Below are 21,649 nucleotides of genomic sequence, written 5' to 3'. Positions count from 1 at the left end.
TTGCTTCATTCTGGCTTTTCATCATATCCCCGGCCAGAGCTGATTTAGAAGGAACCAATTATGTCATTTATCACTACTTATTGTAGCCACTGCTTTACCAGGAACCGCCTGCCCGTTACCCATATCGATACATCTGCCAAATGCGGGCGCTGCAAAGCCCTCCTGTTCAGCCAGACCCCTTGCCTCGGGAATGCGGATAACTTCGATACCCTGATCAACTCAGACATCCCGGTCGTGGTCGATTTCTGGGCCAGCTGGTGCGGCCCCTGCCAGCAGTTTGCTCCGGTATTTCATGAGGTTGCCCATGAACTCGAACCACGGATGCGCTTTGCCAAAGTCGATACCGAGCAACAGAGCACCATTGCCGCCCGTTACGCCATTCGCAGCATCCCCACCCTGATGGTCTTCCAACAGGGCAAACTGGTGAACCAGATAAATGGCTCCTTGCCCAAGAGCATGTTCAAGCAATGGCTGGAACAGTTCATGGATGTTTGATTTATATTTCGCACATGTTTTATTTATGTGTTCATTTCCTCATTTTTATCAATGAGTATGTGAGTAGAGGCTGATTTTCAACATGTGAGTCTGTTTCAAACAAGTGAATGGATGTAACCTCGGCAACACAAAAACAACCATAAATTAACCGAGAGAACATTATGCACACATCAGCTGTACCCTCTGCTCCATCTCGCTGGCTGGACATCAAATCAGGGATCGTCATCCTGGATGTCTTGCTACTTTGTGCCATGCTCGCCTGGCTCCCGTTTGACCCCATGGTCAACAAGGGGCTGGGCATTCTGGTCTTTATCGCCATCCTCTGGCTGACCGAAGCACTGCACGTCACCATCACCGCGCTGCTGGTACCCCTGCTGGCTACCGTGCTCGGGGTGTTTGACATGAGCAAATCCCTCACCGATTTTGCCAACCCGATCCTGTTCCTCTTTTTTGGCGGTTTCGCCCTCGCGGCAGCCCTCTCCAAACAGGGACTGGATACCCTGATGGCAGGCAAGGTGATGCACCTGGCCAATGGTCATCTGGGTTGGGGCGTCATCCTGCTCTTTACCATCACAGCCGCCATGTCGATGTGGATCAGCAACACCGCTACCACCGCCATGATGCTGCCACTGGCGATCGGTATGCTGGCACGCCTCGATAGCAAAAAAGAGCGCGCCACCTTCGTCTTCGTATTGCTGGGGATCGCCTACAGCGCCAGTATCGGTGGCATCGGTACCCTGGTGGGTAGCCCACCCAACGCCATCGCAGCAGCCCAGATGGGGATTGGCTTCACTGACTGGATGAAATTCGGTGTTCCAGTAGTGCTGATCCTGATGCCCTGCGGCATTGCCCTGCTCTATCTGGTAACCCGCCCGCGTCTCAGCCACCGCGTCGAGATCCAGGATGTCACCATCAACTGGACCCGCGAGCGGAAAGTGACGCTGGCAATCTTCCTGACCACCGTTGTGCTCTGGATCGGCTCACAACCCATCTCCAACGCCTTTGGCGGTATTCCGCAACTCGACACCCTGATTGCCATGGGCGCCATCGTAGCCATCGTGGTCAGCCGTGTCGCCAGCTGGGATGACGTCAACCAGAACACCGACTGGGGCGTGCTGATGCTGTTTGGCGGCGGTCTGACTCTGAGCGCCATTCTCAAGGCCACTGGTACCAGCGCATTCCTGGCCAGCCATTTGTCGGCCGTGCTCTCCAACGCCAACATTTTTGTCGTATTGCTTATGCTGGCCGCCTTCGTGGTGTTCCTGACCGAGCTGGTCTCCAACACCGCCACCGCCGCGCTGTTGGTTCCCCTGTTTGCCGGTGTCGCCGAGGCGCTGGGTGTATCACCTGTGGTGATGTCGGTGTTGATCGCTATCGGTGCCTCCTGTGCCTTTATGCTGCCGGTCGCCACGCCGCCCAATGCCATCGTCTTTGCCAGTGGCCACATCCGCCAGAGGGAGATGATGAAAGCCGGTATGGCTCTGAACGTGGTCTTTACCGTGTTGCTCGCCCTGCTGGCCTACTTCGTTGGCGATATCCTCTGAACCACCTCCCCCCAATAAACAAAAACCCCCGCATTGCGGGGGTTTTCTCATTTATGAATCCGATTAGCCGATGTTGCAGGCCTTCAGAGCCCAGATCCGATCCACATAGTCCTGGATGGAACGGTCTGAGTTGAACTTACCCATGGTGGCCGAGTTGATGATGGCCTTCTTAGCCCACAACGCCGGATCGCGATACCAGGTGTCGATCAGCTTGTGCGCATCGGAGTAGGACTGGAAGTCCGCCAGTGTCAGGTAAGGGTCACCCCCTTCCAGCAAGGAGCGCTTGATGGAAGCCAGCTCACCCGGACGCCCCGGAGTAAAGTAGTCGGTGTCAAACCAGTCCAGCACAGCTTTCAGCTCTGAGTTCGCATAGTAGAAGTCATACGGGTTGTAACCGCGGCCTTTCAGGGCCTTCACCTCGTCCACGTTCAGACCGAAGATGGCGCAGTTTTCAGCACCGGCCTCTTCTGCGATCTCGATGTTGGCGCCGTCCAGAGTACCGATGGTGATGGCACCGTTGAGGGCCATCTTCATGTTGCCGGTACCGGACGCTTCATAGCCAGCAGTAGAGATCTGCTCGGAGACATCAGCCGCCGGAATCAGCTTCTCGGCCAGGCTCACGCGGTAGTTCGGCATGAACACCACTTTCAACTTGCCCTGAATACGGGCGTCATTGTTGACCCGATCCGCCAACTTGTTGATGGCATAGATGATGTCTTTGGCCAGCTTGTAACCCGGTGCCGCTTTGGAGCCGAAAATGAACACGCGCGGATGCATGTCATAGTCCGGGTTGGCCAGCAGACGACGGTAGAGCGCCATGATGTGGATAAGGTTCAGCTGCTGACGTTTGTACTCGTGCAGACGCTTGATCTGGACATCGAAGATTGCCTCGGCGCTGACATCAATGCCGGTTTCCGCCTTGATGACTTTGACCAGCTTCTCTTTGTTGTGACGCTTGATGGTCATAAACTGCTTCTGGAACGCTTTGTCGTCGGCAAACTTCACGACACCACGCAGCTTGTCCAGCTGCAGCGGCCACTCCTTGCCCACCACCTCGTTATAGAGTGCAGCCAGTTCCGGGTTGCACGCCAGCAGCCAGCGACGCGGGGTCACCCCGTTGGTCACGTTGCACATTTTTTCCGGCCACAGCTCGGCATACTCGGGGAAGAGATCTTCCTTCACCAGCTTGGAGTGGATCTCGGCCACACCGTTCACTTTGGACGAACCGATCACGCACAGGTTGCCCATGCGAACCTTGCGCACATCTCCCTCTTCGATGATGGAGAGCTTGGCTTTGATAGCATCGTTGCCCGGCCACTTGGGCTCTACAAGCTCGTTCAGGAAGCGTGCGTTGATCTCGTAAATCACCTCCAGATGGCGAGGCAGTACTTTCTCGAACAGGCTGACCGACCACTTCTCCAGCGCTTCCGGCAGCAGAGTGTGGTTGGTATAAGAGAAGACCTGATAGCAGATAGCCCAAGCGGCATCCCAGTTCAGATCTTCCTCGTCAACCAGCACCCGCATCAGTTCCGGGATGGCGACAGTCGGGTGAGTATCGTTGAGCTGAATAGCAATTTGCGCGGCAAAGTTGCTGAAGTCACTGCCATGGACCCGCTTGTAGCGGCGCATGATGTCCTTGATGGAGCAAGCACAGAAGAAGTACTGCTGGATCAGACGCAGCTCTTTACCTGCATCGGTCTCATCGTTCGGATACAGCACCTTGGAGATGGTCTCGGCCTGGGCTTTCTCAGCCTGGGAGTCGATGTAACCACCGGCGTTGAACACGTCCCAGTCGAAAAACTCGGAGGCGCGGGATTCCCACAAACGCAGGATGTTGACGGTGTGACCGCCAAAACCGACCACCGGAATATCCCAAGGCACCCCTTTAATCTTGCGACCGGCGTGCCATACCTTCTTCAGGCTACCATTGTCACCAAACACGGTCTCGACGTAGCCATAGAGCGGCACTTCTTGCACCGACTCGGGGCGGCAGATCTCCCAGGGGTTGCCATATTCACGCCAGGAGTCCGGACGCTCGATCTGGCGGCCATCCTGGATTTCCTGACGGAACAGACCGTGTTCGTAGTGGATACCGTAACCAACAGCCGGATAGTTCAGAGTGGCCAGCGAGTCGATAAAGCAGGCAGCCAGACGACCCAGGCCGCCGTTGCCAAGTGCCATGTCCGGCTCTTGTTCGCACAGGTCGGTCAGTTCCAGACCGAGTTCGCCCAGCGCCTCTTCGCAAGTCTTGTAGAGGGAGAGGTTGTGCAGGTTGTTGGAAGTCAATCGTCCCATCAGGAATTCAGCAGAGAGATAGTGAATCGCACGAGTATCTTTCTTGAAATGAGTCTGCTGAGTGCGGGTCAGGCGCTCGTACACCTGTTCATTGACAGCCGCAGCAGTGGCTTTCCACCACGCTTCGGGAGAGGCTTTCTGTTCGCTTGTTCCCAAGGTAGAACGCAGGTGACGCACGATACTCGCCTTGAGCTGATCTTTATCCAGTTGGAGATCCTGGTCTGTCTTCTTCTTGGTAGCCATAAACCATATTCCTTCGTTACAAATAAAATTGTTATCCCGCTTGCGGGACCGGCGCTGTTGTTATCTCAAAATATGTACCGGCGTGAGAATACTAACTAAAGCGGCAGAATTAAAAGTTAACGCAAGTCACACTTTAACCGATAAAAACAGCCTGAAAAGCTTGAAAACCCTTTCCTTTAATTGATCGCACAAAAACAAATATTCCCTTTATTATCATAAACTTAATGAAACAATAAAAATATTCTGGCATGAATAGGTTTTCAGAGATTGCCAAGCCTTGAAAATCCCTGAAAATAGGCAGCAAGACGGCACATTGAAACCGGTTTCAATGTGCCTGAAAAATTACCGTATAAATATGAAGCAATCATTGCACCCTTAAAGATGTGCTTTGAACTGATTGCTCAATGGATCGTAATGGTACCCAATCTGATCCAGACGTCCTGCCAACTGCTCTTCACTCATATCGTAATAGGCCAGCAGCTCCTCCAACCCGTCACACTCAAGCCTTAGCTTCTCATTGATGATGCCCAGCAAGATGTTGGCATCAAGACGTTGCAAGGTACTGATATCCATGGCGGCACCTCCTGTAAATGACCTGTATAACCATGGGCGGTTACGCAAGGTTTGTCCATAGTACGAAAAACACCCAACCAGCTTTATATTAAATAGTGTTTAAAAACATAACCTTACTAACGACACATGCCAACACCATCACATTTTTCAGCAAAAACACCTTGTCACTGCCACAGGATAGAACTACTGTATACACATACAGCTTGGATATTCATACAGGAACCCCATATATGAACCAGCCCCTGCACTCACTGCCCTTTGCGATGAATCGTGTCATGAGCAAGCCCTGGCCAACCAGAACCGCCTGCAAAGCGGAGTTGGCTCATTATGGTGTGACTATCCAGTCTGATGATCAGTTTCTGAGCGAGCTGACCAAGCTTGGGGAGGCTCATACCGGCTGGATCTTGTTGATCGCCCCGCCGGGACGCCCCACAGTCAGCCGTCTGGAAGAGCGAGGTATAGATCCCAAGAGAGTGCTGGTGGTACATAGCCCCAAAATCAAGAACTGGCAGCAAACCCTGGAGCGCAGTCTGGGCAATGGTCACTGCGCCGCCGTATTTACCTGGCTACCCGAGCAGATCGAGCTGGATCACGTCAAGCTGCAGCGACTGGGACAGCAATCTGGCGTACTCACCCGCTTCTTTGGCACGAAACGGACTAACCTCGGCACACCTCTGCTGGCCTATGCAGAGCAAGATATCTATCTCAATCATTAAGACAAAAAACGAACGCCTACGCAGGCTCTCCCGCGGGTCGCAGTGACAGCAGGGCGCAAACAATATGTGACCAGCGGCTTTATTTGAAAGACAAGCTTGCAACAGCCTGACGGTAGGCATCGGAGATCATTTGACCCTGCTTGCTGCAAGCAGACAAACATCAAAAGATGTAACGGATAAAGAAGCAGAAAAAAACCTGAACTGGACAATCATGTAGCCCAAGTATTCAAACCTGCGGGACTTCCTGCCCACCAGCGAACCCGTTTGAGCAATATGATGAGGCTGAAAGTCATTGCATTCATTTGAGCTGATCACGACAATTTGCCCACCGGAGTGACCCTCTCCTTGAAATACCGGGTAACAAGGGGTATAACCACGCGTTTTATCAGGTGTAATAAGTGAGCGGTATGATGCAAGCCCCCTTTTGGCAGACCAAGAGTCTGCAGCAGATGACTGAATCCGAATGGGAATCCCTCTGCGATGGTTGCGGAAAATGCTGCCTCAACAAGCTGATCGATGAAGATACCGACGAACTGGTTTTCACCAATGTCGCCTGCAATTTGCTTAACACCAAGACCTGTCAGTGCTCTGATTACGCCAATCGTTTCAAAAAAGAGCCTGACTGTCTGCAGATCACCCATGACAAGATCGCCGAATATGACTGGCTCCCCTCAACCTGCGCATATCGCCTGCTGTCTGAAGGTGACGCTCTTCCAGAGTGGCATCCTCTGCTGACCGGCAGTCGTTCCGCGATGCATCAGGCTGGTCAATCCGTCCGTGGCAAAGTCATTCACGAGGATCAGGCGGGTGAATGGATCGATCACATCATCACCTGGGCCAGCTGACACGCTCAACCCGCTATTATCCAGAGGCAAGGGCTGCACAATGTGCAGCCCTTGTTGTTTCTGCAAGCAGGGTTTGTAGTTTGGTTGGCTTGAGCCACACACATATCTGGCTGGCTAAACCAGACACCTCCCAGCTGCGCATTGAGAGAGATAGAGGCAGAGGCAGAGGCAGAGGCAGAGGCAGAGGCAGAGGCAGAGGCAGAGGCAGAGGCAGAGGCAGAGGCAGAGGCAGAGGCAGAGGCAGAGGCAGAGGCAGAGAATAATTCCATAGTCACAGGCTTACGGGTATTGCTTTATACCCACGATGGAGTCTCTCTTCCCCCCTTAAACCTGATAAGCCTGTTCCACAGGCCATAGCAACATTGATGCAATGGCAGGCAAAGCAATCGCCCTATTCCCTTAGAGCGTGAATAACGCGTTATCGCATTACAGGCTGTGCCAAGTTCAACCCTGATGAACACCTGCGCCATAGCCCTGTTCAAATACCCCATGACAACTGTCAGGTGAATACCATCTCCATACATGTTGTGATTACGATGGAACTGGATGTAAGCCTACTCCCCTGAATCACACGCATAAAAAAACCGGCGCCTTGGCGCCGGTTTTTACTCACTACGTCTCGATTACAGAGAAGCGGTGAAGGTACGGGTGATGACGTCTTGCTGTTGCTCTTTGGTCAAAGAGTTGAAGCGAACGGCATAACCGGATACGCGGATGGTCAACTGCGGATATTTCTCCGGGTTTTCCATGGCGTCCAGCAGCATTTCACGGTTCATCACGTTAACGTTCAGGTGCTGACCACCCTCTACGTTGGATTCGTGGTGGAAGTAACCGTCCATCAGGCCAGCCAGGTTGGCTTTCTGGGCTTCCATATCTTTACCCAGTGCGTTCGGAACGATGGAGAAGGTATAGGAGATACCATCTTTAGCATAAGCGAACGGCAGCTTGGCTACGGAAGTCAGGGAAGCAACAGCACCTTTCTGGTCACGACCGTGCATCGGGTTTGCACCCGGGCCGAACGGAGCACCAGCACGACGGCCATCCGGGGTGTTACCGGTCTTCTTGCCATATACCACGTTGGAGGTGATGGTCAGAACAGACTGGGTAGCAACAGCACCACGGTAGGTGTTCAGCTTCTGAATCTTCTTCATGAAGCGCTCAACCAGGTCACAGGCGATATCATCGACGCGAGCGTCGTTGTTACCGAACTGCGGGTATTCGCCTTCGATTTCGAAGTCGATGGCAACGCCATCTTCGTCACGAATCGGCTTGACCTTGGCGTACTTGATGGCAGACAGGGAGTCAGCGGCTACGGACAGACCAGCGATACCACACGCCATGGTGCGATATACGTCACGGTCGTGCAGCGCCATCAGAGAGGCTTCGTAGCTGTACTTGTCGTGCATGTAGTGGATGATGTTCAGCGCAGCAACGTATTGCTTGGCCAGCCAATCCATGAAGTGGTCCAGACGATCCATTACGTCGTTGTAGTCGAGGTACTCGGACTTGACCATCTCGGTTTTCGGACCGACCTGGATCTTGAGCTTCTCGTCCATACCACCGTTGATTGCATACAGCATGGTCTTGGCCAGGTTGGCACGAGCACCGAAGAACTGCATCTGCTTACCAACGATCATCGGGGATACACAGCAAGCGATGGCGTAGTCATCGTTGTTGAAATCCGGACGCATCAGATCGTCGTTCTCGTACTGAACGGAAGAGGTCTCGATGGATACCTTGGCACAGTACTTTTTGAAACCGACCGGCAGCTTCTCGGACCACAGGATGGTCAGGTTCGGCTCAGGGGACGGGCCCATGGTGTACAGGGTGTTCAGCATACGGAAGCTGTTCTTGGTGACCAGAGTACGGCCGTCAACGCCCATACCAGCCAGGGTCTCGGTCGCCCACATCGGGTCGCCGGAGAACAGTGAATCGTATTCCGGAGTACGCAGGAAGCGAACCATACGCAGCTTCATGACCATGTGGTCCATCAGCTCCTGGGCTTCTTGCTCGGTGATCAGGCCTTTCTGCAGGTCACGCTCGATGTAGATATCCAGGAAGCTGGAGGTACGACCGAAGGACATGGCTGCACCGTTCTGGGACTTGACTGCCGCCAGGTAGGCGAAGTAGGTCCACTGTACGGCTTCTTTAGCGTTCTTGGCCGGTACGGAGATATCGCAACCGTACTTGGCAGCCATCACCTTCATCTGTGCCAGGGCACGGTGCTGCTCGGAGATCTCTTCGCGCAGACGGATGGTGGCTTCCAGGTTGACGCCGTTTTCCAGGTCAGCTTGCAGGGACTTGAACTGGGCCAGTTTGTCGGCCATCAGGAAGTCAACACCGTACAGAGCAACACGACGGTAGTCACCGATGATACGGCCACGGCCGTAGGCATCCGGCAGACCGGTGATAACACCAGACTTACGGCAGTTCAGGATGTCTTTGGTGTAAACGTCAAACACGCCCTGGTTGTGAGTCTTGCGGTATTCGGTGAAGATCTTCTCGACCATCGGATCCAGTTGACGGCCGTACACTTCGCAAGAAGTTTTAACCATCTTGATACCGCCGTTGGCGATGATGGCGCGCTTCAGCGGCTTGTCAGTCTGCAGACCAACGATCTGCTCCAGGCTCTGATCGATATAACCGGCATCGTGTGCGGTAATGGTGGAGGGCAGGTCAGTATCAAAATCGACCGGCGCATGAGTGCGGTTTTCGATTTTGATCCCTTCCATGACCTTGTCCCACAGCTTGGTGGTCGCTTCGGTCGCGCCAGCCAGGAAGGACTCGTCACCTTCATACGGGGTGTAGTTCTTCTGGATGAAGTCACGGGTGTTGACAGAGGTCTGCCATTCACCGGCCGCGAAGCCTTCCCATGCTTTTTGGAACTGTTCGTTAAGTTCTGCCATTTTTCATTACCTCACACGGTATTGATGTAGTATCCCGCAATCATCCTTAATGATGACGACGGAAGATAAACCAGTAAGTCAGACCAACCATCACGCCACCACCGATGATATTGCCGATGGTCACGGGGATGAGGTTGTGTAGGACGAAGTTGGATACGGTCAGGTCAGCAAAGGTTGCCGGATCCTGGCCGATGGCCTGCCAAAATTCCGGACTAGCCACGCTGTGGATAGCGATACCAACCGGAATCATAAACATGTTTGCGATGCTGTGCTCGAAACCTGATGCAACGAACATGGCAACCGGCAGCAGCATAACCACTACCTTGTCAGTCGCGCTGCGGGCACCAAAAGCCATCCAGGCAGCAAGACATACCATCAGGTTACAGAGGATACCCAGCGCCACCGCTTCGAAGAAGGTGTGGTGAATTTTGTGTTGGGCCACTTTGAGGGCATTGAGGCCCCACTGACCATCTGCGGCCGTGTACTCTGCAGAAACGATGATCAGCGCCACCATCAGCAGACCGCCAATCAGGTTACCGAAGTAGACCAGCCCCCAGTTCTTGAGCAGCTGAGCCCAGCTGATGCGATTGGCAGCCTTGGCCACCAGCGTCAGGGTAGTGGAGGTGAACAGCTCGGCACCGAGCAGCACACAGAGAATAAGTCCGAGAGAGAAGCAGAGACCGCCCACCAACTTGGCCATACCCCAAGGCATGGAGCCGGTTCCGGTCGTCACTGTGATGTAGAAGATAAATGCGATGGCGATGAAAGCGCCTGCGGTGATGGCCAGTGGAATGACCTTGTATGCCGGCTTGGTAGCCTTGGCATAGGTGATGTCTTCAGCCAGTGCAGCGATGGCTTCGGGCTTGAGACAATCGAATGGAGATTCAGCTTTCAATTATTTTCTACCTGAATGTTTTGCCTGTTGAAATCATAACAAAGGGCCAAATAGCCAAAATTGACATTGATCAAGTTTATCAGAGTGCGAATGTAATTTTACTACAAATATTTTAGTGCGATGGCTACGCCACTTTACACCAGGTATCAGCTGAAACAGAAATATCACATTTTTAATGCAATGATTTTAAAGAATTTATTCTAGAGCATGGAAATGTGGCATTGGCAAGATATCTTTGCAGATCGACAGCACATCCCCTGCCCTGCCATCAACCCCCTTAGGGGTATTTTTTGTTTTTTATTTCATCTTTGAATAACAATCCCGTGCCTTGTCGCACGATAAACAGAAGGGGCCACACGGCCCCTTCCTTTACAGCAACGATCACGCCCAGTGATGGGCTCGCTTGGCCTTCTGCAGCTTCTCGTAGGCCGCCAGCAGCTTCTGGTGCAGCGGGAACTGGGAGAGCGACAGATCGGCCGCCTCCAGCCCGTGGAAGCGTGCTTCGCCACTGGCGTTGGCCCATGCCTGTGCCAGCGTCTCTTCGCCATACATGCGAGTGAAGACGGCGCGATACTGCTCCGGATCCCGCTCCTCGTCGAGGAACAACTCGACGCAGGCACGCAGGGCGCGGTAGTAGCTGGCACGCTCGGCAGTAAACACCGACTGGTTGAACTCCATGGTCCAGTCGATGAGATCCAGTGCGGTCTCCAGCTCACCGGCGGCCAGCGCCAGCATGGCTTTCAGCTCGCCAACGCGCAGAGTGTGCAGCGCGGTCCCCTTGGCAGCGGCGATGCCCAGCAGCTCGCGTACACGGGTACGCTCGTCGTGCCCCTCTTCATCCAGTTGATCAAACAACGCCATGTACTGCTCGGCATCCCAATCCAGTGATGGCAGTGCCAGGATCACTTCGCGCAGGTTGGCGCCCATATTGTTGTTGGCCAGCAGCAGATCTTCGGCCGGATAGATGTCGGACATGCCCGGCACCAGAATGCGGCAGGCGTAGACACCCAGATGCTCGTAGTCGGCGATATAGACCGGCTGCTCCAACTCGTGGAAGATGCCGATCAGGTGATCGAACTCCTCCTGCGAGGTGCCACGGAAGTCCCAGTCGGCAAACTCGAAGTCCGCATCCTGCTTGAACAGGTCCCAGCTGATAAGGCCCGAGGAGTCGATGAAGTGGGTCTCGAGGTTGTGGTGATCCGCCACCTGCTCGTTGTCGAATGACGGCGGCACAAACACGTCGAGATCCTTGAGACCGCGGCCCTGCAGCAGCTCGGTGACGGTCCGCTCGAAGGCCACTTCGAAGCGCGGGTGGGCACCGAAGGAGGCAAAGCAGGTGCCATTGCTCGGGTTGAGCAGCACCACGCAGATGACCGGATAGCGGCCACCCAGAGAGGCATCGAAGCTGTAAATGGGGAAGCCTTCCGCTTCGAGGGCGGCGATGGAGGCGGCAATCCCCGGATAACGGGCAATCACCTCGTCCGGGATCAGCGGCAAGCTGATGGCCTCGGCGATGATCTTGTTCTTTACGTGGCGCTCGAACACCTCGGAGAGCGCCTGGGTGCGCGCTTCGGTCTTGGTGTTGCCAGCGCTCATGCCGTTGGAGACATAGAGGTTGCCGATGATGTTCATCGGGATGTAGACGGTCTCGTGATCGGACTGACGCTCGAACGGCAGGGCGACGATACCGCGCTCTTCGTTGTTTGACTGCAGATCCACCAGCATGTCGGCGGTCACTTCACCGTCCGGGTTGTAGAACTTGCGGGTGAAGCTGTCGAGCAGACCGGCCGGGAACTGGTCACCCTCGATGGGGAACCACTTTTCGTTCGGGTAGTGAACGAAATCGCCGTTGGCGACCTGCTCGCCCAGATAGAAGTCGGCGAAGAAGTAGTTGGTGGAGAGACGCTCGAAATATTCGCCAAGGGCAGACGCGAGGGCCGCCTTCTTGCTGGCACCCTTGCCGTTGGTGAAGCAGAGGGCGCACTCTTTGTCCCGAATATGCACCGACCAGACGTTCGGCACGGGGTTGAGCCAGGAGGCCTCTTCAATATCAAAGCCCAAGGCTTGCAGCTTGGTCTGGAAGCGTTCGATGGAGTCTTCCAGCGCCGCGTCCTTGCCGGGAATAAAAGTGTGGTCAGTCATCACGATATCCTGATTTTTATTGGCTCATGTTCGGCCGCAGATAATAGCAGGGGTCGGCGGCTTTGGCAGGACAAAAATCAGCAAACAGGGGTGAGTCGCACAGAGAGAAACCGGCTTGCCCCCTCTCCCCCGCCACAAACAGCGCGGGCCCGGGGATTGCCCGGGCCCGCTTGTTACGCGACGCGATAAACCGTCAGAGCTGCTTGCCCTGGCTCGCAATCACCTGGCTGTACCAGTGGAAGCTCGCCTTCTTGATCCGACGAAGGGAGCCCCCCTGCTCGTCACGCTCCACATAGACGAAGCCGTAACGCTTCTGGTAGCCGTTGAGCCAGCTCAGGATGTCGGTGAACGACCAGGCGCAGTAGCCGAGCAGTTCCACCCCATCCTGCATCGCCTCCTGGCAGGCCTTGACGTGGCTGCGCAGGTAATCGATGCGGTACTCATCGTTCACCTTGTCGCCCGCCTCCAGCTTGTCGAACTCGCCAAGACCGTTCTCGGTGATCATCAGCGGCAGGCCATAGCGGGAAGAGAGGCGACGCAGGGCGATGCGCATCCCGGTCGGGTCGATGGCCCAGTCCCAGTTGCTGGTCTCAAGGTGAGGATTGGGCGCCGTCTTGTAGAGGCCGGGGATGCCGCTCGATGGCGTAGTACCCTTCTTGCCCGTGGTGTTGATTCGCTGCAGGGTCTGACCGCCCAAGGGGTTATCTGTGTAGGTCAGGGTGTAGTAGTAGTTGACGCCGATGTAGTCGGGCGTCCCCTCGCGCAGCAACTCCATATCGCCCGGCAGGATCTCCGGCGCCTCGCCGTTTTCTCGCAAGTAAGCGAGCGCCGCCTGCGGATAGCGGCCAAAGCAGTAGGCATCCAGCCACCAGAGGTTGTTGAACTCCTCGGCGTTCTCATAGGCCAGCATATCTTTCGGATCGCACGACGCCGGATAGGCAGGGGAGTAGGCAAAGCTCGGGCCGATGAGGCCATTTGGCACATGCTGGCGAAACGCCTTGATCACCCGGGCATTGGCCAGAAACGCGATGTGGTTGGCGGCAAAGAAGCGCTTGCGATCCTGCACGGCAGGCGGATGGGTGCCGAGCTGATAGGCGTTGGTCAGGTTGTAGTTCTGCTCGTTAAGCGACACCCAGTACTTCACCTTGCCGGCAAAACGCTGATAGAGAGTCACGCAGTAGCGCTCGAAATCCTCGATAATGCGTCGATCTTCCCAGCCGCCGTACTCATCCTGCAGCGCCTGCGGCAGATCCCAGTGATAAAGGGTCAGTACCGGCTCGATCTGGTGGGCCAAGAGGGTGTCGATCAGCTTCTCGTAGAAGGCCAACCCCGCCTCGTTCACCTCCCCCCGACCGGTGGGATAGATGCGCGGCCAGCTCACCGAGAAGCGGTAGGCCTTGAGCCCCATCTCGGCCATCAGCGCCACGTCCTCTTCCATGCGGTGGTAGTGATCGACCGCCACATCGCCGTTGCTCCCCTCAAAGGTCTTGCCCGGCAGCTTGGTGAAGAGATCCCACACCGAGGGCCCCTTGCCATCGGCATTCCAGCCCCCCTCCACCTGATAGGCGGCGGAGGCGGCGCCCCACAGAAAATCGCTCGGGAAGTCGTTGAACTTGTGGTGATGCATCTGGTGTTGCTCCTTCTGCGCTGATGGTGTCAGCCATCTCTGATAACTCGGCGCCCCCTGTCGGGGCACCCGAAATGAATTGGCATAAGCATCCAACACTTCTAAAATTCCGTCCAATGACATATATGACCACTCAACATTCCCAACAGGAATGAAAGGAGCCCTGATGGAGCTACGGGATCTGAAAGCCTTCGTCACTCTGGGGGAGGTGCTGCACTTCGGCCAGGCGGCGGTACGTCAGCACGTTACCCAGTCGGCCCTGAGCAAACAGATCAGGCGGCTGGAGGAGGAGCTGGGCGGCGAGCTGTTCGAGCGCAACGCCAGTACCACTCGCCTCACCGGACTGGGCAGGGCGCTGTATGAGGATGCCCGCGCTGTGGTCATCCAGAGCGAGCAGCTCTCGCGCACCGCCCGCGACGTGCTGGCGGGCAATGTCGGCACCCTGCGCATCGGCTTTGGCGTGGCCACCAAGATCCTGGTGCCCGCCGCCATCGCCCGCTTTCGCGCCGAGCGGCCGCAGGTGACCATCGAGCTCAACGATCTCTCCACCCACCACCAGTTGCTGGCGCTGAGTGAAGGCAAGCTGGACCTCGGTTTTTGCCGCCTGCCCGCCCCCAAGGGGTGGCACGCCCTGCCGGTGGTCGAAGCCCACTTTGTCGCCGTGCTGCCCGCCAGCTACCGCGATGTGAGGGAGTTGGCGGATCTGGTGGACAAACCGCTGGCGATCCTGCGTCGGGACAAGGCGCCGTCGTTTTACGATCACCTGATGAACTATCTGGCCCAGAGCGGGCTGCGTTTTCGCGATATCCAGTACGTCAACGACTTCGCCGCCGGTGTTGCCACCGCGGCGGCAGAGATCGCCTGGACCCTGGTTCCCTCCTCCACCACCATCGAGCACCCAGATGTACTCACCCTGCCCCTTAGAGATGGGGAAGCCTGCTGGACCATTGGCCTTATCCGTCCGTCCCACAGCAAGGGGCCCTTGATCGATGCCTTCTGGGCAACCATCGCCGATATGACGCCAAGATAGACACGCCCTTGGCAAACCGCAGATGGCGGCTGCGCATCAACGATAGCGTTCGACGATACGCGCCAACTCGCCGCTTTGTCGCAGCTGTTGCAGGGCACGGTTGAACTCGGTTATCCGGGTATTGAAGCGGGAGTGCTTGCCGATGCAGAGATTGAACGGGGTAGAGGCAAGCTGCAGCGGCACCTCGACCACCTGCCCGGACAATCCCAGCTGGTTGAGTTTGAAACGTGCCACCAGTGGGTCGGTCACCATCAGGTCCCCCCGACCCGCCGCCAGCATTTTGAAAACATTATCGACATTGATGGTGTGATGAACGGTGAAGCCCGCCAGGTTCTCCTTGCCCCAGCCATTACCGAAATAGTCGAGAAAGGTAAGCGATTTGAAGTCGCTCAAGCGGCTGGCTCGCTGAAACTCCGCCATTCGGAGATGGGCACGCTGGGTAAAAATGGTTAGCACAGTGGTAGTGACCGGCTCTTCCACAACCAGGGTATAGCTGCGCCGTTCCTGAGTGGCGATGGTGACAAAGCCATCGGCCTGCGCCATCCGCACCAGTTTTTGCGCCCGTTGCCACGGATAGCCTTCGTGGCGCACCCGCAGCCCCATCTGCGCTGCCACCCGATCCATCACGTCGATCATCAGCCCGCGCATCTTGCCCTGTTCGTCACGCCACGAATATGGGGCAAAGTCGTCAAAGTAGACCATCTTCAACTCGGCCGCTGGCGCCGCCCATGCACTCTGCCACATCAGCAATCCCCACAGGATTGCGCTCCCCAGACTGACTCTCATGGCCGCGACTCCATCCACTTCTGCCAACTCTGAGCCTAGTGCAAAGCAGGCTGCGGCAAGGTTCAGGATCCAGTGGAAAAAGTGGCCAACGAAAAAAGAGAGAGGAAGCAGTGGCTTCCCCTCTCTCGTTCGTTTGTCAGCACACCACCTTATCGATGGCGGTCACGGCTTGCCGGTTACGCCAGCTCGGCCCGCAGCGCCTTGGTGGCATCAACCATCACCTTGAGGGCGGCCTCAGTCTCTTCCCAGCCGCGGGTCTTGAGGCCGCAGTCCGGGTTGACCCAGAGCCGCTCGGCCGGGATCTGTTTGGCCGCCTTGCGCAGCAACCCCTCAATCCAGCTCTGGCTTGGCACGTTCGGCGAGTGGATGTCGTAGACACCCGGGCCAATCTCGTTGGGGTAGTTGAAGCGTTCGAACGCTTCGAGCAGCTGCATCTGGCTGCGGCTCGTCTCGATGGTGATCACATCCGCATCCAGCGCCGCCACCGCCTCGATGATGAGGTTGAAATCGCTGTAACACATGTGGGTGTGGATCTGGGTGCGGTCCGCCACCGGGCTTGCGCTCAGACGGAAGGCCCGCACCGCCCAGTCGAGATAGGCCTGATGATCCTGCTTGCGCAGGGGCAAGCCTTCGCGGATCGCCGGTTCGTCGATCTGGATGATCTTGATGCCGGCGGCTTCCAGATCTGCCACCTCGTCGCGAATGGCCAGCCCGATTTGCAGGGCCGATTGCTCGCGGCTCACGTCTTCCCGCGGGAAGGACCAGCAGAGGATGGTCACAGGGCCAGTCAGCATCCCCTTCACCGGCTTGTCGGTCAGGCTCTGGGCAAACTTTGTCCACGCCAAGGTCATGGGAGTCGGGCGGTCAATATCGCGGGTGATCACCGGCGGTTTGACGCAGCGTGAGCCATAGCTCTGTACCCAGCCGAAGCGGGTGATGGCAAAGCCATCCAGCAGCTCACCGAAATACTCCACCATGTCGTTGCGCTCGGCCTCACCATGAACCAGCACGTCCAGCCCGATGGCCTCCTGACGCGCGATGGCATCGCGGATCTCGGCCTTAATGCCCGCCTCGTAGGCGCTGTCATCGATGCGACCGGCGCGCCAATCCTGCCGCAACACCCGGATCTGCGAGGTCTGCGGGAAGGAGCCGATGGTGGTGGTGGGCAGCAGCGGCAGCTTGAGACCCGAGCGCTGCAGCTCGGCCCTGACCGGATAGGGGCTGTGGCGATCAAAATCGCTGTTGGTGAGGCTGGCGAGCCGTGACTGCACCGCTTTTTTGTGCACCCGGCTGTCGGACTCCCGATCGACGATGGGCTGGCTGTAGGCGGTGATTTTGTCGAGCTCGCCCCCATCCAGATACTCTCTGAGCAGTCCCAGCTCGAAACATTTTTGCAAGGCGAAGGCGAACCAGCTGCGGGTCTGGGGATCCAGCTCCTGCTCCAGAGTCAAATCCACCGGGCTATGCAGCAATGAGCAGGATGAGGCCACCCAGAGCCGCTCGCCGAGTTTGGCTTTCAGTGCCTTCAGAGTCGGCGCCAGCTTGGCCAAATTGGCACGCCAGACGTTGCGGCCGTTGATCACCCCGGCGGAGATGACCCACTGGGCGGGCAGATGCGGCACCAGGGTCTCCAGTTGCTCGGGGGCGGCCACCAGATCCAGATGTAGGCCATCCACTTTCAGGCTGGTGATGATGTCGCGCTGATGAGCCACCGAGCCGAAATAGGTGGTGAGCAGCAGCTTGCAGGGGCCCGCGAGGCGCTCGTAGGCGTTGAGGTAGGCCAGCCGCCACTCGTCCGGCAGGTCCAGCGTTAGCGCAGGTTCATCGATCTGTACCCACTCCACTCCCTGGGCGGCCAACTTGGCCAGGATCTCCTGATAGACGATGAGCAGGCGATCGAGCAGTTCAAGGCGGGAGAAGCCGCTCTCTTTCTCCTTGCCGAGCCACAGATAAGAGACCGGCCCCAGCAGCACCGCCTTGACCGGCAGCCCCAGCGCCTTGGCCTCTTCCACCTCGTCAAACAGCTGGCTCCAGCCCAGCTTGAAGCGCTGATCACGGCTGAACTCCGGCACCAGATAGTGATAGTTGGTGTTGAACCATTTGGTCATCTCGGCGGCGGCCGCCGCCGGGCCGGTCGGCGCACGGCCGCGGGCCACCCGGAACAGGGTGTCGAGATCGGTCTCGCCATGACGGTGGCGGGCAGGCACCGCATCCACCAGCAGGCTGGTACCGAGCACCTGATCGTACCAGGCGAAGTCGCCCACCGGCAGCAGATTGACCCCGGCGCCGTGCTGGGCCTGCCAGTGGCGCTCACGCAGCGTCTTGCCCACGGCAACGAGTTCGGCCTGAGTGGTCTCGCCACGCCAGTAGGATTCGAGGGCAAATTTCAGCTCGCGCTTGGCGCCGATACGGGGGAAGCCCAGGGTGTGTGCACGTGTCATAGGTTCATTTCCTTATGCTCATTCATCTGATGGGAAACTGGATGATTTAGCCATCCAGATGTTTACACATCCAAAATGACAAGATAAGGTGACGCTGGCTATTGAATCCTCTTCAAGTGGCTCTCAAATAATCCTCAACTGACCGCCGAACAGGTTCACCGCGAGGATACAGAGGCCGATTTTTAGCGGTGCAAGAGGTGCCGGAGTCAAGAAGCGCAGCAGGGTAACCGCCGACCGCAACCTCAGCGCCATACGCAATCTCACAAGGAGCCATCTTATGGCAGTGCCAAGCAATGCAGGGATAGAGATCAAACACTTGAAAACATTGACCGCGCTGGCCGAGCAGGGCTCGCTGGCCGGTGCGGCGCTGACCCTCAACCTCACCCAGTCTGCCCTCTCCCACCAGCTCAAAGAGCTGGAGACCCGCCTCAATCTGGAGCTTTACCTGCGCAAAAGCCGCCCGCTGGTGCTGACCGCGGCAGGCAGCCAGTTGCTCGCCCTCGCCCGTCAGGTTCTGCCCGCCCTGACCCAGACCGAGAAGCAGCTGCAGGCCCTGCAGAGCGGCGATGCGGGCAGGCTGCATCTGGCGCTCGATTGCCACAGTTGCATCCAGTGGCTGCTGCCGCTGTTGCCGGAATTTCGCCGCCAGTGGCCAGGGGTGGATCTGGAAGTGGAGTCGGTGCCGGGCTTTGATGCCATCAATGCCCTGCTCGGCGGTCAGCTCGACCTGCTGCTCACCTCGGACGTGCAGGCCCGCGGCGATCTCCACTTCGAGCCGCTGTTCGCCTTCGATCTGACTCTGGTGATGGCGCAGGATCACCCCCTCTGCCACCAGAGCCGCATCGAGCCGGGCGATCTGGGGGCGGAGGTGCTGCTGGTCTATCCGGTGGAGCGCAGCCGCATGGATATCTTCAGCCGCTTTTTGCAGCCCGCCGGGGTGGAGCCCGCCCGCTGCAAGCCGGTGGACAACACCTCGGTGATGCTGCAGATGGCCGCAGCCGGCCTCGGGGTTGCCGCCCTGCCGCGCTGGGCTAGCGACGAGTTTGTCAGACAGGGGATGCTCTGCTCCCGCCCCCTCGGCAGCGGTATTCGCCGCCATATGTACGGCGCGGTACGGGCCGCCGATCGGGATCAAGCCTGCCTGCAGAGCCTGTTCGAGCGCATTCGCACCAAGATGGAGGGATAACCCTCCTCAGCGGGGCTGGCCGACCTCTGCCAGCAGTGCAGGCAACTTTGCCTTGATAAAATCGATGAGGGCCCTGACCGCGGGTGACAGACCGCGCCGCGCGGGATAGAGCATCACCAGCTTGCCATCTTTGGGACGCCACTCGGGCAACAGTTGTTGCAGCCGCCCATCCGCCAGCTCATTCACGCAGGCGTAAAGTGGCAAGCCCACCATTCCTAGCCCCGCCAGCGCCGCCTGTTTGAGGGTTTGCACATTGTCGCTGCGCAACAGCACATTGACCGCCACCTCCTCACTCTCCCCACTGTCGTGCCGCAGCCGCAACAGATCGACCTGACGCTCCAGCGAGCTGAAAAGCAGGGCATCTTCTCCCTCCAGCTGGCGCGGATGCGCCAGCGCATTGTGGCGCGAGAGCCACGCCGAGGTCGCCAGCACGCCCCACTGCACCGTGCAGAGCGGTACCTGCACCAGACTGGAGGGGGGCTGCTCGAAGGCCACCCCGCGGATCACCACATCCAGCCCCTCCTCCAGCAGATCCACCTGCCGATTGCTGGCTTGCACGGCGAGCCTCACCTTGGGGTATTGCGCCATAAACACGGGCAGCAAGCGGGCAAGCAGCGCATCGGCAATGGTAATGGGCACGCTGATCCGCACCAGACCGCTCGGCTCCTGCTGCCGTTGCCGCACTGCCGCCTCTCCGGCCTGCGCCTCGGCCAGCATCGCCTGACAGTGGCGATAGAGCACCTCACCGGCATCGGTCAGGCTGAGCTGACGCGAGGTACGTTGCAGCAACCGGGTATCCAGCCGCTCCTCCAGCAGCCGGATCCGGCGCGAGATCCGCGACTTGGGTACGCCAAGTGCCCGCGCGGCGGCGGTGAATCCCTGCCGCTGCACCACATGGGTGAAGAGATAGAGATCATTCAAATCAAGTTCCAGTAGTGTCATCGGGCTGCCTTGGTCAGGGTGAGGTGCATTTACATCGTTCCATTGATAGAACGATAAGAACCTATTTCACCAGATTGTCGCCATTTTTGCAGCCATCATAATGGCCCTGTCCCCATCAGACGGTTGCTGCGCGGGCAATCCGCCCCACCAGCAAGGACCGTTTGACTGTTCCGATATCACAAGGAGTTCACCATGAAACTGCGACAAATCTGCTCTGCCACCCTGCTCGGTCTGGCGACCCTGACCGCCACGCTGGCCACCACAGCAACACCGGCCATGGCTGCCGAGGCAACCAGCCATCCGACAGTATCACCCAACCGCTATCTGGAGATGCTCTCCCGAGACAATGCGGTACTGCTGCTGGTCGACCATCAGGTCGGCTTGCTGAGCGGCGTGCGCGACACCACGGTGGGCGAGCTCAAGCACAACGTGGTGGCGCTGGCCAACGCCGCCCGCGCCCTCGGCGTGCCGGTGATCGTGACCGCTACCATGCCCGATAGCATGTGGGGCCCCACCATGCCCGAACTGACCAGTGCCCTGCCGGATGTGAAGGTGATCAACCGCACCGTCATCAACGCCTGGGACGATCCCGCCGTGCGCGCCGCCATTGAGAAGACCGGCCGCAAACAGCTGATCATCGCCGGGGTATCGCTCGAGATCTGCGCCAGCTTCCCGGCCCTCTCTGCCAAGGCTGCCGGCTATGATGCCCGGGTGGTACTCGACGCCTCCGGCACCTTCAACGAAGCCAAGCGCACCACAGGTCTACAACGCTTGCTGGGGGCCGGTATCCCGGTCACCGACTACGCCTCTGCCGCGGTCGAGATGCTGCGCAGCAACGTCGATCCCAAGGCGCACGATGTCTACAGCGCCCTCGACATGCCTTTCGCCACCCTGGTGTGGCAGATGCAAGAGGGTGCCAAGAAGTCGTAACTCGCCTCGCCTTCGGTCAGATGACCGAAGGCATCTTTTATCTTCTTGAGGAT

The 21,649-nt window shown here is 57.6% G+C and carries 16 protein-coding genes; 7 read left to right on the top strand and 9 right to left on the bottom strand.

What is annotated here, in order from left to right; genetic code table 11:
• Nucleotides 1–60 precede the first annotated feature (60 nt).
• Both trxC and I6L49_RS04080 read left to right on the top strand, forming a co-directional pair.
• Nucleotides 61–495: a thioredoxin TrxC gene (gene trxC / locus I6L49_RS04085; RefSeq protein ID WP_005352560.1), complete on the top strand. Its 435-nt coding sequence runs from the start codon at nt 61–63 to the stop codon at nt 493–495.
• A 161-nt stretch (nt 496–656) separates the two neighbouring features.
• Nucleotides 657–2,039 (top strand): DASS family sodium-coupled anion symporter, encoded by a 1,383-nt coding sequence (locus I6L49_RS04080; RefSeq protein ID WP_005333606.1) that lies wholly within the window; start codon nt 657–659, stop codon nt 2,037–2,039.
• A gap of 63 nt (nt 2,040–2,102) precedes the next feature.
• On the opposite strand, the gene I6L49_RS04075 is transcribed toward I6L49_RS04080, so the two are convergent.
• Nucleotides 2,103–4,577 (bottom strand): glycogen/starch/alpha-glucan phosphorylase, encoded by a 2,475-nt coding sequence (locus tag I6L49_RS04075; RefSeq protein WP_216950658.1) that lies wholly within the window; start codon nt 4,575–4,577, stop codon nt 2,103–2,105.
• A gap of 375 nt (nt 4,578–4,952) precedes the next feature.
• A complete protein-coding gene (locus I6L49_RS04070; protein WP_005333612.1) occupies nt 4,953–5,150 on the bottom strand; it encodes a DUF4250 domain-containing protein in 198 nt (65 codons plus the stop codon).
• 230 nt (nt 5,151–5,380) lie between these two features.
• On the opposite strand from I6L49_RS04070, the gene I6L49_RS04065 reads away from it, so the two are divergent.
• The gene (locus tag I6L49_RS04065) at nt 5,381–5,866 is read left to right on the top strand and encodes a hypothetical protein (protein WP_058058737.1); all 486 of its coding nucleotides are present in this window, start codon (nt 5,381–5,383) and stop codon (nt 5,864–5,866) included.
• Nucleotides 5,867–6,276: 410 nt separating this feature from the next.
• Complete coding sequence (locus I6L49_RS04060) at nt 6,277–6,711, top strand: YcgN family cysteine cluster protein (RefSeq protein ID WP_005352569.1); 435 nt, start codon at nt 6,277–6,279, stop codon at nt 6,709–6,711.
• Between the two features lie 623 nt (nt 6,712–7,334).
• Here the strand turns inward: I6L49_RS04060 and pflB are convergent.
• From pflB to I6L49_RS04040, 4 genes are all read right to left on the bottom strand, one after another.
• Complete coding sequence (pflB, locus tag I6L49_RS04055; RefSeq protein WP_005352571.1) at nt 7,335–9,617, bottom strand: formate C-acetyltransferase; 2,283 nt, start codon at nt 9,615–9,617, stop codon at nt 7,335–7,337.
• A 46-nt stretch (nt 9,618–9,663) separates the two neighbouring features.
• The gene (gene focA / locus I6L49_RS04050; protein WP_005333620.1) at nt 9,664–10,512 is read right to left on the bottom strand and encodes a formate transporter FocA; all 849 of its coding nucleotides are present in this window, start codon (nt 10,510–10,512) and stop codon (nt 9,664–9,666) included.
• 381 nt (nt 10,513–10,893) lie between these two features.
• Nucleotides 10,894–12,654 (bottom strand): 30S ribosomal protein S12 methylthiotransferase accessory factor YcaO, encoded by a 1,761-nt coding sequence (ycaO, locus tag I6L49_RS04045; protein WP_064335887.1) that lies wholly within the window; start codon nt 12,652–12,654, stop codon nt 10,894–10,896.
• Between the two features lie 193 nt (nt 12,655–12,847).
• The gene (locus I6L49_RS04040) at nt 12,848–14,281 is read right to left on the bottom strand and encodes a glycoside hydrolase family 1 protein (protein ID WP_021231363.1); all 1,434 of its coding nucleotides are present in this window, start codon (nt 14,279–14,281) and stop codon (nt 12,848–12,850) included.
• A gap of 166 nt (nt 14,282–14,447) precedes the next feature.
• Between I6L49_RS04040 and I6L49_RS04035 the strand changes: the two genes are divergently transcribed.
• The gene (locus tag I6L49_RS04035) at nt 14,448–15,311 is read left to right on the top strand and encodes a LysR family transcriptional regulator (protein ID WP_216950657.1); all 864 of its coding nucleotides are present in this window, start codon (nt 14,448–14,450) and stop codon (nt 15,309–15,311) included.
• 36 nt (nt 15,312–15,347) lie between these two features.
• On the opposite strand, the gene I6L49_RS04030 is transcribed toward I6L49_RS04035, so the two are convergent.
• Both I6L49_RS04030 and metE read right to left on the bottom strand, forming a co-directional pair.
• Nucleotides 15,348–16,097: an ABC transporter substrate-binding protein gene (locus I6L49_RS04030; protein WP_216950656.1), complete on the bottom strand. Its 750-nt coding sequence runs from the start codon at nt 16,095–16,097 to the stop codon at nt 15,348–15,350.
• 176 nt (nt 16,098–16,273) lie between these two features.
• Entirely contained in the window at nt 16,274–18,538 is a 2,265-nt protein-coding gene (gene metE, locus I6L49_RS04025; protein ID WP_216950655.1) for a 5-methyltetrahydropteroyltriglutamate--homocysteine S-methyltransferase, read from the bottom strand.
• 277 nt (nt 18,539–18,815) lie between these two features.
• Between metE and I6L49_RS04020 the strand changes: the two genes are divergently transcribed.
• On the top strand, nt 18,816–19,724 hold the full coding sequence (locus I6L49_RS04020; RefSeq protein ID WP_216950654.1) for a LysR substrate-binding domain-containing protein: 909 nt from the start codon (nt 18,816–18,818) through the stop codon (nt 19,722–19,724).
• Between the two features lie 6 nt (nt 19,725–19,730).
• On the opposite strand, the gene I6L49_RS04015 is transcribed toward I6L49_RS04020, so the two are convergent.
• On the bottom strand, nt 19,731–20,666 hold the full coding sequence (locus tag I6L49_RS04015) for a LysR substrate-binding domain-containing protein (protein WP_216950653.1): 936 nt from the start codon (nt 20,664–20,666) through the stop codon (nt 19,731–19,733).
• 192 nt (nt 20,667–20,858) lie between these two features.
• Here I6L49_RS04015 and I6L49_RS04010 point away from each other — a divergent pair, with 192 nt between their 5' ends.
• Entirely contained in the window at nt 20,859–21,596 is a 738-nt protein-coding gene (locus I6L49_RS04010; protein ID WP_216950652.1) for an isochorismatase family protein, read from the top strand.
• Nucleotides 21,597–21,649: the final 53 nt, after the last annotated feature.

The sequence above is a fragment of the Aeromonas sp. FDAARGOS 1419 genome (assembly GCF_019047045.1).
GTDB classification, from domain to species: Bacteria; Pseudomonadota; Gammaproteobacteria; order Enterobacterales; family Aeromonadaceae; genus Aeromonas; species Aeromonas veronii.
This window is presented reverse-complemented; position numbering and strand designations above follow the sequence as displayed.

Coding starts and splice junctions, on each gene's coding strand:
- ycaO (WP_064335887.1), bottom strand. CDS start 12,654: ATGACTGACCACACTTTTATTCCCGGCAAGGACGCGGCGCTGGAAGAC.
- I6L49_RS04040 (WP_021231363.1), bottom strand. CDS start 14,281: ATGCATCACCACAAGTTCAACGACTTCCCGAGCGATTTTCTGTGGGGC.
- I6L49_RS04010 (WP_216950652.1), top strand. CDS start 20,859: ATGAAACTGCGACAAATCTGCTCTGCCACCCTGCTCGGTCTGGCGACC.
- I6L49_RS04075 (WP_216950658.1), bottom strand. CDS start 4,577: ATGGCTACCAAGAAGAAGACAGACCAGGATCTCCAACTGGATAAAGAT.
- pflB (WP_005352571.1), bottom strand. CDS start 9,617: ATGGCAGAACTTAACGAACAGTTCCAAAAAGCATGGGAAGGCTTCGCG.
- I6L49_RS04065 (WP_058058737.1), top strand. CDS start 5,381: ATGAACCAGCCCCTGCACTCACTGCCCTTTGCGATGAATCGTGTCATG.
- metE (WP_216950655.1), bottom strand. CDS start 18,538: ATGACACGTGCACACACCCTGGGCTTCCCCCGTATCGGCGCCAAGCGC.
- I6L49_RS04060 (WP_005352569.1), top strand. CDS start 6,277: ATGCAAGCCCCCTTTTGGCAGACCAAGAGTCTGCAGCAGATGACTGAA.
- I6L49_RS04080 (WP_005333606.1), top strand. CDS start 657: ATGCACACATCAGCTGTACCCTCTGCTCCATCTCGCTGGCTGGACATC.
- I6L49_RS04030 (WP_216950656.1), bottom strand. CDS start 16,097: ATGAGAGTCAGTCTGGGGAGCGCAATCCTGTGGGGATTGCTGATGTGG.
- I6L49_RS04035 (WP_216950657.1), top strand. CDS start 14,448: ATGGAGCTACGGGATCTGAAAGCCTTCGTCACTCTGGGGGAGGTGCTG.
- I6L49_RS04070 (WP_005333612.1), bottom strand. CDS start 5,150: ATGGATATCAGTACCTTGCAACGTCTTGATGCCAACATCTTGCTGGGC.
- trxC (WP_005352560.1), top strand. CDS start 61: ATGTCATTTATCACTACTTATTGTAGCCACTGCTTTACCAGGAACCGC.
- I6L49_RS04020 (WP_216950654.1), top strand. CDS start 18,816: ATGGCAGTGCCAAGCAATGCAGGGATAGAGATCAAACACTTGAAAACA.
- I6L49_RS04015 (WP_216950653.1), bottom strand. CDS start 20,666: ATGACACTACTGGAACTTGATTTGAATGATCTCTATCTCTTCACCCAT.